The organism is Cupriavidus sp. LA-1, from assembly GCF_055385985.1.
The window spans coordinates 1,287,906-1,307,256 of record NZ_AP031387.1 but is presented as its reverse complement, the minus strand read 5'-3'; the positions used below and the strand labels follow the sequence as shown (position 1 = coordinate 1,307,256).

Genomic DNA, 19,351 nt, shown 5'->3' with positions numbered 1-19,351 from the left:
ATATTGGTCAATGCGGCCCGGCTATCGTCATGCCGGGCAGTAAAACAACGCTCAGGTGAGCGTCGTGTCAATGACGCGGCGCTCGGATTCAAGGTATTCGCGCGATTGCATCTCGATGATGCGCGATACCGTCCGATGGAACTCATTGGCCATCTGGCCTTCGGTATAGAGTTCGTCCGCGGGCACTTCAGCCGACATCAGCAGCTTGACCTTGTGGTCGTAGAACACGTCGATCAGCCAGGTGAAGCGGCGTGCCTCGGACGACATGCGCGGCGTCATGTGCGGCACGTCGGACAGGATCACGGTGTGGAACTGGGAGGCCAGTTCCAGGTAGTCGTTCTGCGAGCGCGGGCCGCCGCACAGCGTGGCAAAGTCGAACCACACCACCCCGTTGGCCTTGCGCAGCGCGCGCAGCTCACGGTGCTCGATATGGAGCAGCGGCGATTCGTCGGCCACGCCGGCGATCGAGGTGAAAGCGTCGCGCAGCGCCGAGTTGGCCTTGGCATCCAGCGGCGTGTGGTAGGCCTGCACCTGTTCCAGCGCACGCTTGCGGTAGTCGATGCCGGCGTCGACGTTGAGCACGTCCAGCTTCTGCTGCAGCAGCGCGATGGCGGGCAGCACGCGGTCGCGGTGCAGGCCATCCGGGTACAGCAGGTCCGGGCGGTAATTGGAGGTCATCACGAACTGCACGCCGTTCTCGAACAGTTGCTGCAGCAGGCGGTGCAGGATCATCGCATCGGCGACGTCGTTGACGTGGAATTCATCGAAGCAGATCAGCCGGAAGCGGCGCGCAATGCGTCTGGCCAGCTCGTCCAGCGGATCGGGACGCCCGCGCAGCTCTTCCAGCTGGCGGTGCACCTCGCGCATGAACTCGTGGAAGTGCAGCCGCGTCTTGCGCACCACCGGCACGCAGGAATAGAAGCTGTCCATCAGGAAGGACTTGCCGCGCCCTACCCCGCCCCACATGTAGACCCCCTTGGGCACATCGGGATGGACCAGCAGCTTCTTCAGCGCGTTGTTGCGGCGACTCTTGTAGGCCACCCATTCGTCGTAGCACTGCTGCAGCCTGGCCACGGCGCGAAGCTGCGCTTCGTCGGACTGGTAGCCGCGCTCCTTCAGTTCCTTCTGGTAGTACTCGGTGACGTTCATGCTGGCGGGTTCAGGCTGGCGGGTTCAGGCTGGCGGGTTCCCCGGGGGCACCCCGCAAGTGAAAACGGCGCGCCGCAAATGCGGCGCGCCGGTACTCAGGCAACGCAAGACATCTGTCTTACATGTTGAGCTGACGCTTGTCGACGGCCAGCGCTGCTTCGCGCATGACTTCCGACATCGACGGGTGCGGATGGCAGACGCGGCCGATATCCTCGCTGGCGGCCTTGAACTCCATCGCCACCACGGCTTCGGCGATCAGGTCCGAGGCGTTGGCGGCAACGATGTGCACGCCCAGGATCTCGTCGGTCCTGGCGTCGGCCAGCATCTTGACGAAGCCGTCGGCATGGCCCATGCCCAGGGCACGGCCGTTGGCCATGAACGGGAACTGGCCGGCCTTGTACTCGCGGCCTTCGGCCTTGAGCTGTGCTTCGGTCTTGCCTACCCATGCGATTTCCGGGAAGGTGTAGATCACCCACGGTACGCAGTTGTAGTCGATGTGCGGCTTCTGGCCGGCGATGCGCTCGGCCACGGCCACGCCTTCGTCCTCGGCCTTGTGCGCCAGCATCGGGCCGCGCACCACGTCGCCGATGGCCCACAGGCCCGGCACCTTGGTGGCGCAGTGGTCGTCCACCTCGATAAAACCGCGCTGGTCCGCGGCCAGGCCGACGGCGTCCAGGCCCAGGTTGTCGGTATTCGGCACGCGGCCGACCGACACGATCAGGCGATCGACTTCCAGCGTCTGCGCGGCGCCGTCCTTGTCGGTGTACTTGACGGTGACGCCGTTCTTGCCGGTCGTCACTTCATTCACGTTCACGCCGAGGCTGAACTTCAGGCCCTGCTTGGTCAGCTGCTTCTGCGCTTCCTTGGCCACGCCTTCATCGGCGGCGCCCAGGAAGGCGGGCAGCGCTTCCAGCACGGTCACGTCGGCACCCAGGCGGCGCCACACCGAGCCCAGCTCCAGGCCGATCACGCCGGCGCCGATCACGCCCAGCTTCTTCGGCACTGCGGGGAACTTGAGCGCGCCCTCGTTATCGCTGACGAGGTCGTTGTCGACCTTGATGCCGGGCAGGTGGCGGGCCTTCGAGCCGGTGGCGATGATGACCTGCCTGGCGGTCACGACTTCACCGGCGACGTCGACCTGGAAGCCTTCGGCGGTCTTGCCGACGAACTTGCCGTAGCCCTTGAGCAGCGTCACCTTGTTCTTGCGGAACAGGAACTCGATGCCCTTGGTCATCTTGCCGACGATATCGTCCTTGCGCTTGAGCATCTTGGCCACGTCGACCTTGACGTCGCCCACGGTGATGCCGTGGTCGCCCAGGTGGTGCTGGACGTTCTCGAACTCTTCCGAGGAAGCCAGCAGCGCCTTGGAGGGGATGCAGCCCACGTTCAGGCAGGTGCCGCCCAGGCGGGCTTCGCCCTTGGGATCGTCATACGGATTGCCTTCGCAGCAGGCCACGTTCAGGCCCAGCTGGCCGGCACGGATGGCGGCGATGTAGCCGCCGGGGCCGGCGCCGATCACCAGCACGTCGAATTGTTTGCTCATGGGAATTCCTTGTTGGGCGCCGGCGGCAGCTTGTGCCGGCGCGCCGTCATCACGGGGGAGCGCGCCCCGCGCACGGCACAGCGTGCGCGGGGGGACCGGTTGATTACAGGTCCAGCAGCAGGCGGGCCGGATCTTCCAGCGCGTCCTTCATGGCGACCAGGCCCAGCACGGCTTCGCGGCCGTCGATGATGCGGTGGTCGTAGGACATCGCCAGGTAGTTCATCGGGCGGATCACGATCTGGCCGTCTTCCACCACCGGGCGGTCCTTGGTCGCGTGCACGCCCAGGATGGCCGATTGCGGCGGGTTGATGATCGGGGTCGACAGCATCGAGCCAAACACGCCGCCGTTGGAGATCGAGAACGTACCGCCGGTCAGCTCTTCCAGCGACAGCTTGCCGTCACGGGCCTTGACGCCGAATTCGGCGATCTTCTTCTCGATGTCGGCCAGGCTCATCTGGTCGGCATTGCGCAGGATGGGCACCACCAGGCCGCGCGGCGAGCCCACGGCGATACCGATATCGAAGTAGCCGTGGTAGACGATGTCGTTGCCGTCGATCGAAGCGTTGATCAGCGGGAACTTCTTCAGCGCGTGCACCGCGGCCTTGACGAAGAACGACATGAAGCCCAGCTTCACGCCGTGTTCCTTCTCGAAGCGGTCCTTGTACTTGTTGCGCAGGTCCATCACCGGCTTCATGTTCACTTCATTGAAGGTGGTGAGGATGGCGTTGGTGGCTTGCGATTGCAGCAGGCGCTCGGCGATACGGGCGCGCAGGCGGCTCATCGGCACGCGCTCTTCCGGGCGGTCGCCCAGCGCGGCGAAGTCGACCGGAGCCGAAACCTGCTGCAGCGCCGGCTTGGCGGCCGGAGCCGGGGCAGCCTTGGCGGCGGGAGCCGGAGCGGCGGCCGCGCCCAGCACGTCGCCCTTGGTGATGCGGCCGTCCTTGCCGGTGCCGGCAACCTGGCCAGCCGACAAGCCAGCTTCGGCCATCAGCTTGGCAGCAGACGGCATTGCCACGGCGCCGGCGGCGGCCGGAGCGGCAGCAGCCGGTGCCGGGGCGGCAGCGGCCGGGGCGGGGGCAGCCGCGGCCGGCGCGGCGGCGCCAGCGGTGGCTTCGGTGTCGATCTTGGCGATGATCTCATCGGCCACGACGGTGTCGCCGTCGTTCTTGACGATAATCGACAGGACACCTGCCGACGGGGCCGGCACTTCCAGCACGACCTTGTCGGTTTCGATTTCGATCAGGATTTCGTCCTGGGCAACAGCTTCACCTGGCTTCTTCTTCCAGTTGAGCATGGTCGCTTCGGCGACCGATTCGGAGAGCTGCGGAACCTTGACGTCAACGATAGCCATGGTTGTGAATTCCTCGTGTTATGCGTGTTGTCTTTATGCTGGCAATGCCACGGCGGTCGCCTGCGCGCGCCGCCGTGGCTGCCGCGGGATTACTTGGTCAGAACAAAGCCCTTGAGCTTGGCGAAGGCAGCATCCAGCAGTGCCTTCTGTTGCTCGTTGTGCTTTGCGTAGTAGCCCACCGCCGGCGAAGCCGACGCGGGACGACCGGCATAACCGAGCTTCTGGCCATCCGTCATGTTTTCCATGATGTAGTGCTGCACGAAGAACCAGGCGCCCTGGTTCTGCGGCTCATCCTGGCACCACACGATTTCGGTGGCGTTCGGGTACTTCTTCAGCTCCGCGGCCACGGCCTTGTGCGGGAACGGGTACAGCTGTTCCAGGCGGATGATCGCGGCGTCGTTGGCCTCGCGTTCCTTGCGCGTGTTGACCAGGTCGTAGTAGACCTTGCCCGAGCACATGATGACGCGCTTGACCTTGCTGGCGTTGAGCTCTTCGTGGTCGGCGATGACCGTCTCGAAGTGGCCCTTGGCCAGGTCCGACAGCGGCGACACGGCGTCCTTGTTACGCAGCAGCGACTTCGGCGTCATGATCACCAGCGGCTTGCGGAACAGACGGATCATCTGGCGGCGCAGCAGGTGGAAGATCTGGGCCGGCGTGGTCGGCTGGCAGACCTGCATGTTGTGGTCCGCGCACAGTTGCAGGAAGCGCTCGATACGGGCCGAGCTGTGTTCCGGGCCCTGGCCTTCGTAGCCGTGCGGCAGCATCAGCGTCAGGCCGGAGGCACGGCCCCACTTCACTTCACCCGACGAGATGAACTGGTCGATCACCACCTGGGCGCCGTTGACGAAGTCGCCGAACTGGGCTTCCCAGATCACCAGCGCGTTCGGTTCGGCGGCCGAGTAGCCGTATTCGAAGCCGAGCACGGCTTCTTCGGACAGCACCGAGTCGATCACCGTGAACGGTGCCTGGTTCTCCGACACGTTCTGCAGCGGCACGTAGCTGCCGGCATCCCAGCGCTCGCGGTTCTGGTCGTGCAGCACGGCGTGGCGGTGGGTGAAGGTGCCGCGGCCGGCGTCCTGGCCGGTGATGCGCACCGGGTAGCCCGAGGACACCAGCGAGGCGAAGGCCAGGTGCTCACCCATGCCCCAGTCCAGCGGCTGGTCGCCGCGGCCCATGTTGGCGCGGTCCTTGACGACCTTTTCCACCAGCGGGTGCAGCTTCAGGTGTTCCGGGGTGGTGGTGATGCGTTCGGCCAGGCGCTTGAGCTCGGTCACCGGCACGGCGGTGTCGGCGGCATCGGTCCACTTGCGGTTCAGGAACGGCATCCAGTCCACGGCGAACTTGTTCTTGAAGTTCGACAGGACGGGGTCGGCGGTGTGCTTGCCGGCGTCCATCGCGGCGCGGTATTCCTTGACCTTCTCGTCGCCGAACTCGGCCGGGACCAGGCTCTGCGCGGCCAGCTTGTCGGCGTACAGCTTGCGCGTGCCGGGGTGCTGGGCGATCTTCTTGTACATCAGCGGCTGCGTGACCGCCGGGGTGTCCTGCTCGTTGTGGCCCAGCTTGCGGAAGCAGATGATGTCGACCACGACATCCTTCTTGAACTCCATGCGGAAGTCCACGGCCAGCTGCATGGCGTACACCACGGCTTCGGGATCGTCGCCGTTCACGTGCAGCACCGGGGCCTCGATCATCTTGACCACGTCCGTGCAGTACAGCGTCGAACGGGCGTCGCGCGGGTCGGAGGTGGTGAAGCCGATCTGGTTGTTGATGACGATGTGCATCGAGCCGCCCGTGCCGTAGCCGCGGGTCTGCGCGAGGTTCAGCGTCTCCATCACCACACCCTGGCCGGCAAAGGCCGCGTCGCCGTGCACCTGCACCGGCAGCACTTCCTTGTGGCCGACTTCGCCGCGGCGTTCCTGGCGGGCCTTGGCCGAGCCTTCGACCACCGGGTTGACGATTTCCAGGTGCGACGGGTTGAATGCCAGCGACAGGTGGACCGGGCCGCCTTCGGTCGAGACATCGCTCGAGAAGCCCTTGTGGTACTTGACGTCACCGGCCGGCAGGTCGTCGACGTGCTTGCCTTCGAATTCGGCGAACAGGTCGGCGGGCATCTTGCCCAGGGTGTTGACCAGCACGTTCAGGCGGCCGCGGTGGGCCATGCCGATCACGATTTCCTGCACGCCCTTGCTGCCGGCGTGCTGGATCAGTTCGTCCATGGCGGCGATGAAGCTTTCGCCACCTTCGAGCGAGAAGCGCTTCTGGCCGACGTACTTGGTGTGCAGGAAGCGCTCCAGGCCTTCAGCCGCGGTCAGGCGGTCCAGGATGTGCTGCTTCTTTTCCAGCGTGAATACCGGCTTGGAACGCGTGGTTTCCAGGCGCTCCTGCCACCAGCGCTTCTGCGCCTGGTCGCTCACGTACATGAATTCGAAACCGATGGTGCCGCAGTAGGTTTCGCGCAGGTTGTTGAGCAGCTCGCGCAGGCTCATCGACTCCTTGCCAAAGTAGGTGTTGCTGGCATTGAAGACGATATCGAGGTCTGCTTCGGAGAAGCCGTAGAACGCCGGGTCCAGATCCGGCAGGGGCGGACGCTCCTGGCGCTTGAGCGGGTCCAGGTCGGCCCAGTGCGAACCGATGTTGCGGTAGGCGGCGATCAGCTGGGTGGCAGCGACGCGCTTGCGGCCCATGTCGGAATCGGCCGAGGCAACGATGGTCTTGATGGGGCCTTGCTTGGCGCGCTCGGCGAACGAGGCAACGATGGGGGCGTGGGCGATATCCCGGGCGCTGGTGCCGTCGACCGCAGGAACGTTCTGCATGGCGTCGAAATACGCGCGCCAATTGTCGGGAACCGAGGCGGGGTTCTGGAGGTAGGCTTCGTACAGTTCTTCGACATACGGGGCGTTACCGCCGAAGAGGTACGAGTTGCTCTGATACTGCTGCATCATGGGGACGCTCACTTTTCTCCGGGAATGCCGGAGTTCAGCGGGTTATTCAACCTTCCGCGACACGGCTTGACCGGTTAGCGGATCGCAAACAACTCTTGGGAGCCCGACTGAAGCGCCTACGCAAACGGCACCGCCTGGGTGCCGCGTGTGATGGCTTCCTCACAGGGCCCGAAAGGGCAAGTTGTGCGGGGAAGGACCTAAAGTCTTCACGACGGTAAGGATAGCACGAATTGCGTTTGACCAATGTGGGCTTTTCGCGATGCGAAACACGCCGAAGCGACAATTCCTTGCGTATTCAGCGAATTAGCAACACCCTCGCAACAATATGAATCACGGCGCAATCTGGTCGACCGCGTCGGTGATCAGGCCGTCCAGGCCCCAGGCCAGCAATTGCGCGGCACGCTCAGGGTCGTTGACGGTGTAGCTGAGGACCCGGAAGCCGGCGGCGTGCGCGTCGGCAATGACCTTGGCATTGAGTACGCGGTGGTTGGCGTCGAGCGCCACGCAGTCGAGTTCGCGCAGCCGCTCCAGCCAGTCCGCGGGGAGCTTGTCGAGCAGCAGCGCCCGCGGCAGGTCCGGCGCAACCCGGCGCGCCGCCGCCAGTGCCTCTTCGGAGAACGACGACAGCAACGGGGGCACGGGCGCGCCGCGCCAGAGGCTCTGCGCGTCCAGCGCCACGGCCGCGCCGGTCAGCGTCTCCCGGCCGGGGACGGGCTTGATCTCGATGTTGATGCGATACCCGTTGGCGCAGGTGTAGTGCGCGATCGCCCTCAGCGTTGGCACAGGCTCGCCGGCAAAGGTTGGACTGTGCCAGCTGCCGGCATCCAGCAGCGCCACTTCACCCAGGGTCAGGCTGTCCACGCGCCCGTTGCCGGAGGTGGTGCGGTCCAGCGTGGCGTCATGCATCAGCACGGGCTTGCCGTCCGCCGTCAGCTTCACGTCGAACTCGAACATCCGGTAGCCGAAGGACGCGCCTAGGCGGAAGGCCGCCAGCGTATTCTCCGGCGCCAGCTTGCCCGCGCCACGGTGCGCGATATGGCGCGGATACGGCCAGTTGTCGGGGGTCACCGCGCCTGGCCAGCTTGTCGGTTCGTCTGCCATGATCAGGCCTCGATGCGCTTGCCCGTATCGGGCGCAAAGAAATGCAGATGCTCGGCCGACGACGTCACCGGCAGCCGGTCGCCGGCGCGCACCTGCGCATGGCTGTCCAGCCGCACCACCACCGTCTGCCCGCCGAGCGAGCCATAGGCGAAGGAATCCGCGCCCAGCGCCTCGACCACGCGCACATCGACTTCGGCGATGGCCTCATGCGCGGCGCACGGCTCGATATGCTCCGGGCGTAGTCCCAGCAGCGCCTGCTCCGGCAGGTGCAGTCCCATCGGCAGGTGCCCCAGCGTCGCGTTGGCGGCCTCGCCTTCCTTCGCCACCACGCGCATCTGCGCGCTGGTATTGCCGCCGGCATTGCGCGCCACCGGGATCAGGTTCATCGGCGGCGAGCCGATAAAGCCGGCCACGAACGTACTGGCCGGCCGCGAATAGACCTCCAGCGGCGTGCCGATCTGCTCCACCTGCCCGGCGTTGAGCACCATCATGCGGTCGGCCAGCGTCATCGCTTCGACCTGGTCATGGGTCACGTACAGGCTGGTGGTGCCCAGGCGCCGGTGCAGCTCCTTCAGCTCCAGCCGCATCTGCACGCGCAGCTTGGCGTCCAGGTTGGACAGCGGCTCGTCGAACAGGAACACCGCGGGCTCGCGCACGATGGCGCGGCCCATGGCCACGCGCTGGCGCTGCCCGCCGGAGAGCTGGCGTGGCTTGCGGTCCAGCAGCGGCGCCAGCTCCAGGATGCCGGCGGCATGATTCACGCGCTGCGCGATCTCGGCCTTGGACATGCCGCGGATCTTCAGGCCGTAGGCCATGTTGTCGTACACGCTCATATGCGGATAGAGCGCGTAGTTCTGGAACACCATGGCGATGTCCCGCTCGGCCGGCTCCAGCCCGTTGACGACCTTGTCGCCGATATGGATCTCGCCGCCGGTGATGGTTTCCAGCCCGGCCACCATGCGCAGCAGCGTGGACTTGCCGCAGCCCGAGGGCCCGACGATGACGATGAACTCGCCGTCGGCGATCTCCATGTCGATGCCGTGCACGACCTTGACGTTGCCGGCGTAGGTTTTCTGAACGTTGCGTAGCGACAGTTTTGCCATTGCTGTAGTCCTGCGTGCGCGCGGGTGGCGCGCCACGCCTTATTTTTCCGTTTCGACCAGGCCCTTGACGAACCACTTCTGCATCAGCAGCACCACCACCGCGGGCGGGACCATCGCCAGCATCACCGTGGCCATCACCAGGTTCCAGTCGGTGGCGGCATCGCCCGAGCGCGAGATCATCTGCGTCACCCCCACCACCACCGGCGTCATCGACTTCTGCGTGGTGATCAGCAGCGGCCACAGGTACTGGTTCCAGCCGTAGATGAACTGGATCACGAACAGCGCGGCGATGCTGGTGCGCGACAGCGGCAGCACCACGTCCCGGAAGAAGCGCAGCGGCCCGGCGCCGTCGATGCGCGCGGCCTCGGCCAGCTCGTCGGGAATGGTCAGGAAAAACTGCCGGAACAGGAACGTTGCCGTCGCCGACGCGATGATCGGAACGGTCAGGCCGAAGTAGCTGTCCAGCAGCCCCAGGTCCGACACCACCTTGTAGGTCGGCAGGATGCGCACCTCCACCGGCAGCATCAGCGTGATGAAGATCAGCCAGAAGAAGGTCTTGCGCAGCGGGAACTTGAAGTAGACGATGGCAAAGGCCGAGATGATCGAAATGGCGATCTTCCCGAGCGCGATGCCCAGCGCCATGATCAGGCTGTTCTTCATCATGGTCGAGACCGGCGACGCGGCATTGCCAACGCCATCGATCAGCACGGTCCGGTAGTTCTCAAGCAGGTGGCTTCCGGGCAACAGCGTCATGGGGGCCTGCAGCACCTCATCCGCGGTCAGCGTGGACGCCACGAACGTGACATAGACCGGAAACGCCACCAGCCCCACGCCCAGCAGGAGCACCAGGTGGGAAAGCACATCAAGGAAAGGTCGTCGCTCTACCATCTTGCCCGCCTTCAATATTGGACCTTGCGTTCCACGTACCGGAACTGCACCACGGTCAACACCATCACGATTGCCATCAACACCACTGACTGCGCAGCCGAGCCGCCGATATCGAGCCCGCGGAAACCGTCGTGGTAGACCTTGTAGACCAGGGTATTGGTCGCATTGACGGGGCCGCCATGCGTGACCGCATCGATGATCGCAAAGGTGTCAAAGAAGGCATAGACAACATTGATCACCATCAGGAAGAAGGTGGTCGGCGACAGCAGCGGAAACACGATCGACCAGAACCGCCGCCAGGGCCCGGCACCGTCGATCGCCGCCGCTTCGATCAGCGATTTCGGAATGCTCTGCAGGCCGGCCAGGAAGAACAGGAAATTGTAGCTGACCTGCTTCCATGCGGCGATGATCACCACCAGCGTCATTGCCTGCGCACTGTCGAGCAGGAAGTTCCAGTTCACGCCAAGCGCGTGCAGTGCATAGGACACCACGCCCAGCGTAGGATTGAACAGGAACATCCAGAGCACGCCGGCCACCGCCGGGGCCACCGCATAGGGCCAGATAAGCAGAAGCTTGTAGCCGGCTGCGCCGCGCACCACGCGATCGGCAAAGTAAGCCAGCAGCAGCGAAACCGACAAGCCCAGCAACGTCACGCCGACCGCGAATACCGCCGTCACCCGAAACGAATTCAGGTATTCGGTGTCGCCGAGCAGCGTGCGGAAGTTGTCGAGCCCGACAAACTGCAGTTCAATGCCGAACGCATCCTGCTGAAACATGGATTGATACAGCGCCTGCGCCGCCGGCAGGAAGAAGAAAATCAACGTCACGGCCATCTGCGGCAAGACCAGCAGGTATGGCAGCCACGAGGAGCGGAATACGACCCGTTTTTCCATAGCGCATCCAGTGCCGCGACAGCGAAAGCGCTGCCGCGCCCAAGAGATCGGGCGCAGGCCGAGCAGGTTCTCAGCCATGCGCCCGCCTGACAGAGATTACTCGCGCACGGTCTTCTGGAATCGCTCCAGCAGTTCGTTGCCGCGCGCCACGGCGGCGTCCAGTGCCTCCTTGGGCTGCTTCTTGCCCGACCAGACCGCCTCGAGTTCCTCGTCAATCACGCTGCGGATCTGCGGGAAGTTGCCCAGGCGAATGCCGCGCGATTTATCGGTGGTCTTGACGATCATCTGCTTGACTGCCACGTCGGCCCCCGGATTCTTCTCGTAGAAACCTGACTTCTTGGTCAGCTCGTAAGCCGCCAGCGTCACCGGCAGGTAGCCGGTCGACTGGTGCCAGTCGGCCTGGACGTCCGGGCGCGACAGGAAACTGAAGAACTTGGCTACGCCCTTGTATTCCTCCGGCTTGCGCCCGCCCATCACCCACAGCGAGGCACCGCCGATGATCGTATTCTGCGGCGCCCCCGGCACGCCCTGCTCGTACGGCAGCTGGGCCACGGTGAAATCGAACTTCGCGTTCTTGCGAATGTTGGCAAGCGCCGCGGACGAGCCCGTCAGCATGGCGCACTGGCCGGCGATGAACTTGGCCTTGGGCTCGTCCTTGCGGCCGCCATAGACGAAGTAGCCCTTCTGCGACATGTCGAGCAGGTTGGCGATGTGCTTGACGTGCAGCGGCGAATTGAACGCGAGGCGCGCACCCGGTCCGCCGAAGCCGTTGTTCTCGGTGGCGAAGAGCACGTTATGCCAGGCAGAGAAGCTCTCGAGCTGCACCCACGACTGCCAGTCCGTGGTGTAGCCGCACGACACGCCGGCTGCCTTCAGCTTGGCGGAGTCGGTTGCCACTTCCTGCCAGGTCACCGGCGGCTTGTTCGGATCCAGGCCCGCCTTCTTGAAGGCATCCTTGTTGTAGTACATCACCGTGGTCGAGCTGTTGAACGGGAACGACATCATCTCGCCCTTGCTCGACGTGTAGTAACCCGCCACGGCAGGAATATAGGCCTTGGCGTCGAACTTCTCGCCAGCCTCCTTCATGACCGTCGCCACCGGCTTGATGGCGCCCTTGGCGTTCATCATGGTGGCCGTACCCACCTCGAAGACCTGCAGGATCGCCGGCGCATTGCCCGAGCGGAATGCCGCAATCCCGGCAGCCAGGGATTCGTCGTACTGCCCCTTGTAGACCGGCACGATCTTGTAGTCGGACTGGCTGGCGTTGAACTGGCCGGCGATGGCATTCACCTTGTCGTTAAGCGCCCCTTCCATCGAGTGCCACCACTGGATCTCGACGGCGGCATATGCCGGGGCGGTACCGGCCAGCAGGGCAAAGGCCATCAACGACAATGCAGTGCGCTTGGTGATCATGAGAGATTCTCCGGTTATGCGCTTCGGTGTATCGGACAAAAGCAACGGACTCTATGCACTTTTTGTGACAGCGGCATGTTACGCCTCTCATTCGCACAAGCAAACCGGGCAAACCCTCCAGAACACCACATCTTGCGGTGCAATAGCGACAATCGAGCCGCTACAATGCTTGCCATGCAAGCCATCACCAGTCTTCCCGCGCCCGCCCTGCGCCGTGTTCGTGGCGTGCTGACCGATATCGACGGCACCCTGACCACCGACGGGCGGCTGCCGGCCTCGACCTACCTGGCGCTCGACGGCCTGCGCCGTGCCGGCCTGCACGTGATCCCGGTCACCGGCCGCTGCATCGCCTGGGCCGAGATCCTGACCCGGCTGTGGCCGGTCGACGCCATCATCGGCGAGAACGGTGCGTTTTACTCGCACCTGCACAACGGCCGCCTGCAGACACGCTTCCTGGACGATGCGCCGACGCGCGCGCGCAACCTGGAACGCATCCATGCACTCGGCCAACGCATCCTGAGCGAGGTGCCCGGCTGCGCGCTGGCTTCGGACCAGGCCTGGCATGCCGCCGACCTGGCCATCGACCATGCCGAAGACGTTGCCCCCCTGCCCGAAGACGCCGTCGCCCGCATCGCGGCCATCATGCGCGAGGCCGGCATGACCGCCACGGTCAGCTCGATCCACGTCAACGGCTGGTTCGGCCTGCATGACAAGCTGTCGATGAGCAAGCTGTGCGTGGCCGAACTGCTGGGCGAAGACCTGGACGCGCGCCGCGATGAATGGTTGTTTATCGGCGATTCGGCCAACGATGCCAGCATGTTCGCCCACTTTCCGCTCTCGGTGGGGGTGGCCAATGTGCGGGATATCCTGCCCCGGCTGCCGGTGCCGCCGGCTTACATCACCGCGGCCGCCGGCGGCGAGGGCTTTGCCGAGATGGCCCGGCGGCTGGTCGAAGCGCGCGGCTGAATACGCCACGCAAAAAGAAAACCGGCCGGGAACATCCCGGCCGGTTTGCTTGATCGCCCGCCCCGCCCTGCCCTGGCTCAGTCGAACCCCAGCTCCTGCAGCTTGCGGGTGATGGTGTTGCGCCCGATCCCGAGCCGGGTCGCGGCCTCGACGCGGCGGCCGCGCGTGACCCCGAGCGCGGCTTCCAGCACCGCCTTCTCGAAGCGGCGCGTGAGCGCGTCCATGACTTCCGGCTGGCCGGATTCGAGCATGGCCCGTGCCTCGCCGGCAAGCAGGGTTTCCCAGCCGGCCGACGCCGGCGCCGGAGCCACCGTGGCCACGGAAGCCGGCCGCACCGCGGTGGCCGTGTCGCCTTCCGCCACCGGCACCGCATACCCGCCGTAGTCGGCAAGGTCAGGTGCGTTTTCATACTCAGGGGCGCGCACGTCGGCAACCCGCTCGGGCCGCGGCGCATTGACCGGTTCGCTGGTACCCGCCTCCAGCATCTCGCGCGGCAGGTCCTTGACCTCGATGGTCTGTGCCGGCGCCATCACGGTCAGCCAGTTGCACAGGTTTTCCAACTGGCGCACGTTGCCGGGGAACGGCAGCGTGCTGACATAGGCCAGCGCCTCGTCGGACATGCGCTTGGGCTCGACGCCCAGTTCCTTGGCGCTCTTCTGCAGGAAATGACGCGCCAGCAACGTGATGTCCTCAGGGCGTTCGCGCAGCGGCGGCAGGCGCAGCCGGATCACGTTCAGGCGGTGGAACAAGTCCTCGCGGAACAGGCCCTCCTTGACGCGCAGCTCAAGGTTCTGGTGCGTGGCGGCAATCACGCGCACATTGGCGCGCAAGGGATTATGGCCGCCGACGCGATAGAAGTTGCCATCCGACAGCACACGCAACAGGCGCGTCTGCAGGTCGAACGGCATGTCGCCGATTTCGTCGAGGAACAGCGTGCCGCCCTCGGCCTGCTCGAAGCGCCCGCGCCGCATGGTCTGCGCGCCGGTGAAGGCGCCGCGCTCATGGCCGAACAGTTCGGATTCGAGCAGGTCCTTGGGAATGGCCGCGGTATTGAGCGCGATAAAGGGACCGTTGGCGCGCGGGCTGTGCTTGTGCAGCGCGCGCGCGACCAGCTCCTTGCCGGTGCCGGACTCGCCGGTGATCATCACCGTCACGTTGGACTGCGAGAGCCGGCCGATGGCGCGGAACACGTCCTGCATCGCCGGCGCCTGGCCGAGGATCTCGGGCGCGTCGACCAGGCGGTCTTCCAGTTCTTCCTCGCGCAGGCTTTCTTCCAGTGCGCGGCGGATCAGCTCGACCGCCTTGTCGACATCGAAGGGCTTGGCCAGGTATTCGAAGGCGCCGCCCTGGAACGCGGCCACGGCGCTGTCCAGGTCCGAGTATGCCGTCATCACGATGACGGGCAGGCCCGGGTGCCGCGTCTTGATGGCCTGCAGCAGGTCCAGGCCCGATCCGCCGGGCATGCGGATATCCGATATCAGCACCTGCGGCTGGTCGTCTTCCAGCGCGGCCAGCGCGTCCCGCACATTGGTGAAGCTGCGCGAGAGCAGGCTTTCACGGGCCAGGGCCTTTTCCAGGACCCAGCGGATTGATTGATCGTCGTCGACTATCCAGATCGGCTTCATGTGCGTCGCTTGTCTGCTCGGTGTCATTTGGTCTTCCGCATGCCCCGGCCACGGCAATGCACGCGCTCGCGGACGCCGGCAAAAGCTAGTGCAGCGGCAGCAGGATGCGGAAGTCGGTACAGCCCGGCCTGCTCTCGCATTCGATCAAGCCCTCGTGCTGCTGCACGAAGGTTTGAGCGAGTGTGAGACCGAGTCCGCTGCCGCCATCCCTGCCCGATACCAGCGGATAGAAGATGCGTTCGCGGATGTCTTCGGGGATTCCCGGGCCGTTGTCGATCACATGCAAGTCCAATGCCAGCTTGAACAAGCGCTTGGCAATCGTGACCTGCCGCGCGACACGCGTGCGCAGCACGATCTGCGCATCGCCGCGCGCCATGCGGTCGGCCAGCGCCTGCGCGGCGTTGTGCACGATGTTGAGCACGGCCTGGATCAACTGCTCCTTGTCGCCCTGCAGCTCGGGCAGACTGGCGTCGTAGTCGCGCACGATCTCCAGCCCGTTGGGAAACTCGGCCAGAACCACCGAGCGCACGCGCTCCAGCACCTCGTGGATATTCAGGCTCGACACGATATGCGGATGCCGGTGCGGCTCCAGCAGCCGGTCCACCAGCGTCTGCAGCCGGTCCGACTCCTTGATGATGACCTGCGTGTATTCGCGCAGCGAACGCTCCGGCAGCTCGAACTCAAGCAGTTGCGCCGCGCCGCGGATGCCGCCCAGCGGGTTCTTGATCTCGTGGGCGAGGTTGCGGATCAGCTCCTTGTTGGCCGAGGTCAGGTCCAGGATGCGCTCTTCGCGCTCGCTGCGCACCTTCTGCTCATTGGGCAGGATCTCGACCACCACCGTGTCGGCCACCGCCTCAAGCACGGCGATCACCACGTGCACATGGACCGGCTCCTGCAGCGGCGGGTGCAGGATCAGGTCCTGCCGCCGCACGTCGAACTGCCGCGTGACCACGGTGTCGACCATGCCGTGCAGCTCGTCGGAACGACCGAACAGGTCCGGCAGTGTCAGTTCCACCATGCCCTTGCGCGACACGCCGAAGGTGGCCTCGGCGGCCGGATTCGCATAGATCACGCGCTGTCCCGGCTGGCGCACCAGCAGCACCGGGTTGGCCACCACGTCCAGGCCGGCATGGAACGCCAGCGCACCCATGGTCAGCACCTGGGCGCTGCCTTCGGCCGCGGGCGATTCGGCGCGGGCGCCATCGGCACCGCTGACCTTGCGTGACACTCCGCGAATCAGGCGACGCATAAGACTAGTCCTTCAAATTGCCAAGCTCGCGCCGCAAAGAGGCCGCGTTGGCCTCGCTGCGGGCGATATCGTCGCGCAACGCCGCCGTGCGATCGAGGTATTTCTGATAGTTGCGCTCATTGCCCTGGCGCTCCGGCTGGCCGTTGTTGTACTCGGCACGCAGCGCCTGCAGCTTGGCCTCTTCGGCCTCCAGCTCCTGCATCAGCACGGTACGGCGCTCGCTGTCGCGGCTCTTCTGGGTGGCGCTGTCCACGCGCGGAAAGCTGGTACTGGCGGCAGTGCCCGCGGTGCCGCCGGCACTCCTGGCAGGCGCGGCGATGCGCCCGCCCGGCACCGTCACCACCTCGGGCAGGTTCAGCTTCTTGCAGCCCTTGCCGGCATTGCCGTTGCGGTACTCCGGCACGCCATTGGGCCCGGAGCAGAGATAGACATCCGAGGACTGCGCGCGCGACTGCCCGGCCCATGCGCCCAGCGTCAGCGCCACGGCACTCACCAGAACGGGGAATCCGAATCGAATTTGGTGCAGAGAACGGGGCAAGGTCAGGATCCGGCGAGCCGAGCGTGAAGAAGCGTCCATGGACATGGCGTAAGGTTTGAACAGGGTTGGGACACGATTCCCCATTCTAGCGAGCAAAGCAGAAAGGGGCAGCCGAAGCCGCCCCTTTCTGGTGCAACTGTTGCCCGGTCACAACCTGCGTCATGGCCGGGCAAACGCCGCTTACAGCGAGTAGTACATCTCGAACTCGACCGGGTGCGTGGTCATGCGGAAACGCGTGACTTCTTCCATCTTCAGTTCGATGTAGGCATCGATCATCGAGTTCGAGAACACGCCGCCGCGGGTCAGGAACTCGCGGTCGTTGTCCAGGTACTCCAGCGACTGGTCCAGGCTCGAGCAGACGGTCGGGATCTTTGCATCCTCTTCCGGCGGCAGGTCATACAGGTTCTTGTCGGCGGCTTCGCCCGGGTGGATCTTGTTCATCACGCCGTCCAGGCCGGCCATCAGCAGCGCCGAGAAGCCCAGGTACGGGTTCATCAGCGGATCCGGGAAGCGGGTCTCGATGCGGCGGCCCTTCGGGTTGGCCACGTACGGGATACGGATCGAAGCCGAACGGTTGCGGGCCGAGTAAGCCAGCTTCACCGGAGCCTCGAAGCCCGGCACCAGGCGCTTGTACGAGTTCGTGCCCGGGTTGGTGATGGCGTTCAGGGCGCGGGCGTGCTTGATGATGCCGCCGATGTAGTACAGCGCGAATTCCGACAGGCCGGCGTAGCCGTTGCCTGCGAACAGGTTCTGGCCGTCCTTCCACACGGACTGGTGCACGTGCATGCCCGAACCGTTGTCGCCAACGACCGGCTTCGGCATGAACGTGGCGGTCTTGCCGTAGGTGTGGGCGACGTTCTGGATCACGTACTTCTGCAGCTGGGTCCAGTCGGCGCGCTGCACCAGCGTGCTGAACTTGGTGCCGATTTCGTTCTGGCCCTGGCCAGCCACTTCGTGGTGGTGGACTTCAACAGGGATGCCCAGCGATTCCAGGATCAGGCACATTTCCGAACGCATGTCCTGGAAAGTGTCGATCGGGGCAACCGGGAAGTAGCCGCCCTTCTTGCCCGGACGGTGGCCGCTGTTGCCGTGCTCGAATTCCTTGCCCGACGACCACGGGGCTTCTTCGGAATGGATCTTCACGAAGCAGCCTTGCATGTCGACGTTCCAGGTCACGCCGTCGAAGATGAAGAACTCGGGTTCCGGGCCGAAGAAGGCGGTGTCGCCCAGGCCGGTGCTCTTCAGGTAGGCTTCGGCGCGCTTGGCGATCGAGCGCGGGTCGCGGTCATAGCCCTTGCCGTCCGACGGCTCGACTACGTCGCAAGTCAGCACCAGCGTGGGTTCTTCATAGAACGGATCGACGTTGGCGGTATTCGGATCCGGCATCAGCAGCATGTCAGAAGCTTCGATACCCTTCCAGCCGGCGATCGACGAACCGTCGAAGGCGTGGCCGCTTTCGAACTTGTCTTCATCGAAGTGCGACACGGGCACGGACACGTGTTGCTCCTTGCCTTTGGTATCGGTGAAACGGAAATCGACGAACTTGACGTCGTTTTCCTTCACCAGCTTCATCACGTCTGCAACGCTGTGGGCCATGCCAATCTCCTGGATATTCGGCGGAAGTCTGAGAAAGCCAATTCTTGGGCCTGTCGTCACCGGCGCCCGGGCATGGAGGCATGCCTTGCCGCGCCGTCCCGACCAGCCACGAAAGGACGAGGAATGTTAGCAGAAAGCGTGCCAAGCAAACGCCCTCTGCTGCCGATGGCTCGAAAAATGTGCAACGTCGTCGAACCGCGCACCGCACCGGCGACAGGCTCCGGTTTAGCGCGGGCGGCTTCGTGGCCGAGTGGCGCACCGATAACACACATCCCGGTGCATCGCCCCTCAATAAAACACCACAATGGTGCATACAGCAAGCATCAGCACACTAATAGTGCAGACGCACCAAAACGAGTCATCCACCGGGCGGCCAGGGCAAGCAATTTGCGCCGGCGCCTGGCTATCCGGCTTCGAACCATGCCGGCGCTATAGAATAATGGGTTACGGCGTCGCCGTCCTTATTCCATTCCTCAAATTTGTCACGCAGATGACCACCCGAGAAGATCTCCTCCAGGCCGCCCGCCAGCGCCAGCAACAGAACCAGCTCCCGTATTTCGGCGCGCTGTCGCCGCAGGAAGCCTATGCGCTGCTGCAGGACGACCCGTCGGCCGTACTGGTCGACGTACGCACGCAGGCCGAGCTGGACTGGGTGGGCGGCGTCGACGTGCCCGACGCGCAGTTCGCCCATGTCGAATGGATGTCCTACCCGGGCGGCGCGCAGAACGCCCGCTTTGTCGAAGAACTGAAGGCACGCGTGCCGGCCGACGTGCCGGTGCTGTTCCTGTGCCGCAGCGCGGCGCGCTCCAAGCACGCCGCGCGCATCGCTACCGAAGCCGGCTACCACTTCGCCATGGACGTGCTGGAAGGCTTCGAGGGCAACCGCGACGACCACCACCACCGCAAGACCGTGGAGGGCTGGTGTGTGCGCGGCCTGCCGTGGCACGGGGCCTGATCCCGGTCGGGCCTGAATAAAGGAAGGGGCAGCCATGGC

The 19,351-nt window shown here is 64.9% G+C and carries 15 protein-coding genes; 2 read left to right on the top strand and 13 right to left on the bottom strand.

Annotation, left to right across the window (positions count from 1 at the left end):
• Nucleotides 1-51: 51 nt before the first annotated feature.
• From zapE to ugpB, 9 genes are all read right to left on the bottom strand, one after another.
• Nucleotides 52-1,149 (bottom strand): cell division protein ZapE, encoded by a 1,098-nt coding sequence (gene zapE / locus ACZ5MJ_RS06225; protein WP_464222957.1) that lies wholly within the window; start codon nucleotides 1,147-1,149, stop codon nucleotides 52-54.
• A gap of 118 nt (nucleotides 1,150-1,267) precedes the next feature.
• On the bottom strand, nucleotides 1,268-2,692 hold the full coding sequence (gene lpdA / locus ACZ5MJ_RS06220) for a dihydrolipoyl dehydrogenase (RefSeq protein ID WP_464222955.1): 1,425 nt from the start codon (nucleotides 2,690-2,692) through the stop codon (nucleotides 1,268-1,270).
• A 103-nt stretch (nucleotides 2,693-2,795) separates the two neighbouring features.
• On the bottom strand, nucleotides 2,796-4,043 hold the full coding sequence (odhB, locus tag ACZ5MJ_RS06215) for a 2-oxoglutarate dehydrogenase complex dihydrolipoyllysine-residue succinyltransferase (protein WP_464222954.1): 1,248 nt from the start codon (nucleotides 4,041-4,043) through the stop codon (nucleotides 2,796-2,798).
• Between the two features lie 89 nt (nucleotides 4,044-4,132).
• On the bottom strand, nucleotides 4,133-6,985 hold the full coding sequence (locus ACZ5MJ_RS06210; protein WP_464222952.1) for a 2-oxoglutarate dehydrogenase E1 component: 2,853 nt from the start codon (nucleotides 6,983-6,985) through the stop codon (nucleotides 4,133-4,135).
• A gap of 330 nt (nucleotides 6,986-7,315) precedes the next feature.
• Nucleotides 7,316-8,086, bottom strand: coding sequence for a glycerophosphodiester phosphodiesterase (gene ugpQ / locus ACZ5MJ_RS06205; RefSeq protein ID WP_464222951.1), 771 nt, complete (start codon nucleotides 8,084-8,086; stop codon nucleotides 7,316-7,318).
• 2 nt (nucleotides 8,087-8,088) lie between these two features.
• Nucleotides 8,089-9,189, bottom strand: a complete 1,101-nt coding sequence (locus tag ACZ5MJ_RS06200) for a sn-glycerol-3-phosphate import ATP-binding protein UgpC (protein ID WP_464222949.1) — start codon at nucleotides 9,187-9,189, stop codon at nucleotides 8,089-8,091.
• Nucleotides 9,190-9,228: 39 nt separating this feature from the next.
• The gene (gene ugpE, locus ACZ5MJ_RS06195) at nucleotides 9,229-10,077 is read right to left on the bottom strand and encodes a sn-glycerol-3-phosphate ABC transporter permease UgpE (RefSeq protein WP_464222947.1); all 849 of its coding nucleotides are present in this window, start codon (nucleotides 10,075-10,077) and stop codon (nucleotides 9,229-9,231) included.
• 11 nt (nucleotides 10,078-10,088) lie between these two features.
• Nucleotides 10,089-10,970, bottom strand: coding sequence for a sn-glycerol-3-phosphate ABC transporter permease UgpA (gene ugpA / locus ACZ5MJ_RS06190; protein ID WP_464222945.1), 882 nt, complete (start codon nucleotides 10,968-10,970; stop codon nucleotides 10,089-10,091).
• 96 nt (nucleotides 10,971-11,066) lie between these two features.
• Nucleotides 11,067-12,353: a sn-glycerol-3-phosphate ABC transporter substrate-binding protein UgpB gene (ugpB, locus tag ACZ5MJ_RS06185; RefSeq protein WP_464223667.1), complete on the bottom strand. Its 1,287-nt coding sequence runs from the start codon at nucleotides 12,351-12,353 to the stop codon at nucleotides 11,067-11,069.
• Nucleotides 12,354-12,557: 204 nt separating this feature from the next.
• Between ugpB and ACZ5MJ_RS06180 the strand changes: the two genes are divergently transcribed.
• Nucleotides 12,558-13,349 carry an HAD-IIB family hydrolase gene (locus ACZ5MJ_RS06180; protein ID WP_464223666.1) on the top strand — a complete coding sequence of 264 codons (792 nt, stop codon included), beginning with the start codon at nucleotides 12,558-12,560 and terminating at the stop codon, nucleotides 13,347-13,349.
• Nucleotides 13,350-13,426: 77 nt separating this feature from the next.
• Here the strand turns inward: ACZ5MJ_RS06180 and ntrC are convergent, their stop codons facing one another.
• The 4 genes from ntrC to ACZ5MJ_RS06160 form a co-directional block, all read right to left on the bottom strand.
• Complete coding sequence (gene ntrC, locus ACZ5MJ_RS06175) at nucleotides 13,427-14,974, bottom strand: nitrogen regulation protein NR(I) (protein WP_464222943.1); 1,548 nt, start codon at nucleotides 14,972-14,974, stop codon at nucleotides 13,427-13,429.
• Nucleotides 14,975-15,059: 85 nt separating this feature from the next.
• The gene (glnL, locus tag ACZ5MJ_RS06170) at nucleotides 15,060-16,223 is read right to left on the bottom strand and encodes a nitrogen regulation protein NR(II) (RefSeq protein WP_464222941.1); all 1,164 of its coding nucleotides are present in this window, start codon (nucleotides 16,221-16,223) and stop codon (nucleotides 15,060-15,062) included.
• Between the two features lie 4 nt (nucleotides 16,224-16,227).
• Nucleotides 16,228-16,800, bottom strand: coding sequence for a DUF4124 domain-containing protein (locus ACZ5MJ_RS06165; protein ID WP_464222940.1), 573 nt, complete (start codon nucleotides 16,798-16,800; stop codon nucleotides 16,228-16,230).
• Between the two features lie 141 nt (nucleotides 16,801-16,941).
• On the bottom strand, nucleotides 16,942-18,357 hold the full coding sequence (locus ACZ5MJ_RS06160) for a 3-hydroxylaminophenol mutase (protein WP_432257456.1): 1,416 nt from the start codon (nucleotides 18,355-18,357) through the stop codon (nucleotides 16,942-16,944).
• Nucleotides 18,358-18,847: 490 nt separating this feature from the next.
• Here ACZ5MJ_RS06160 and ACZ5MJ_RS06155 point away from each other — a divergent pair, with 490 nt between their 5' ends.
• Nucleotides 18,848-19,312: a rhodanese-like domain-containing protein gene (locus ACZ5MJ_RS06155; RefSeq protein WP_464222937.1), complete on the top strand. Its 465-nt coding sequence runs from the start codon at nucleotides 18,848-18,850 to the stop codon at nucleotides 19,310-19,312.
• The last annotated feature ends 39 nt before the right edge of the window (nucleotides 19,313-19,351 follow it).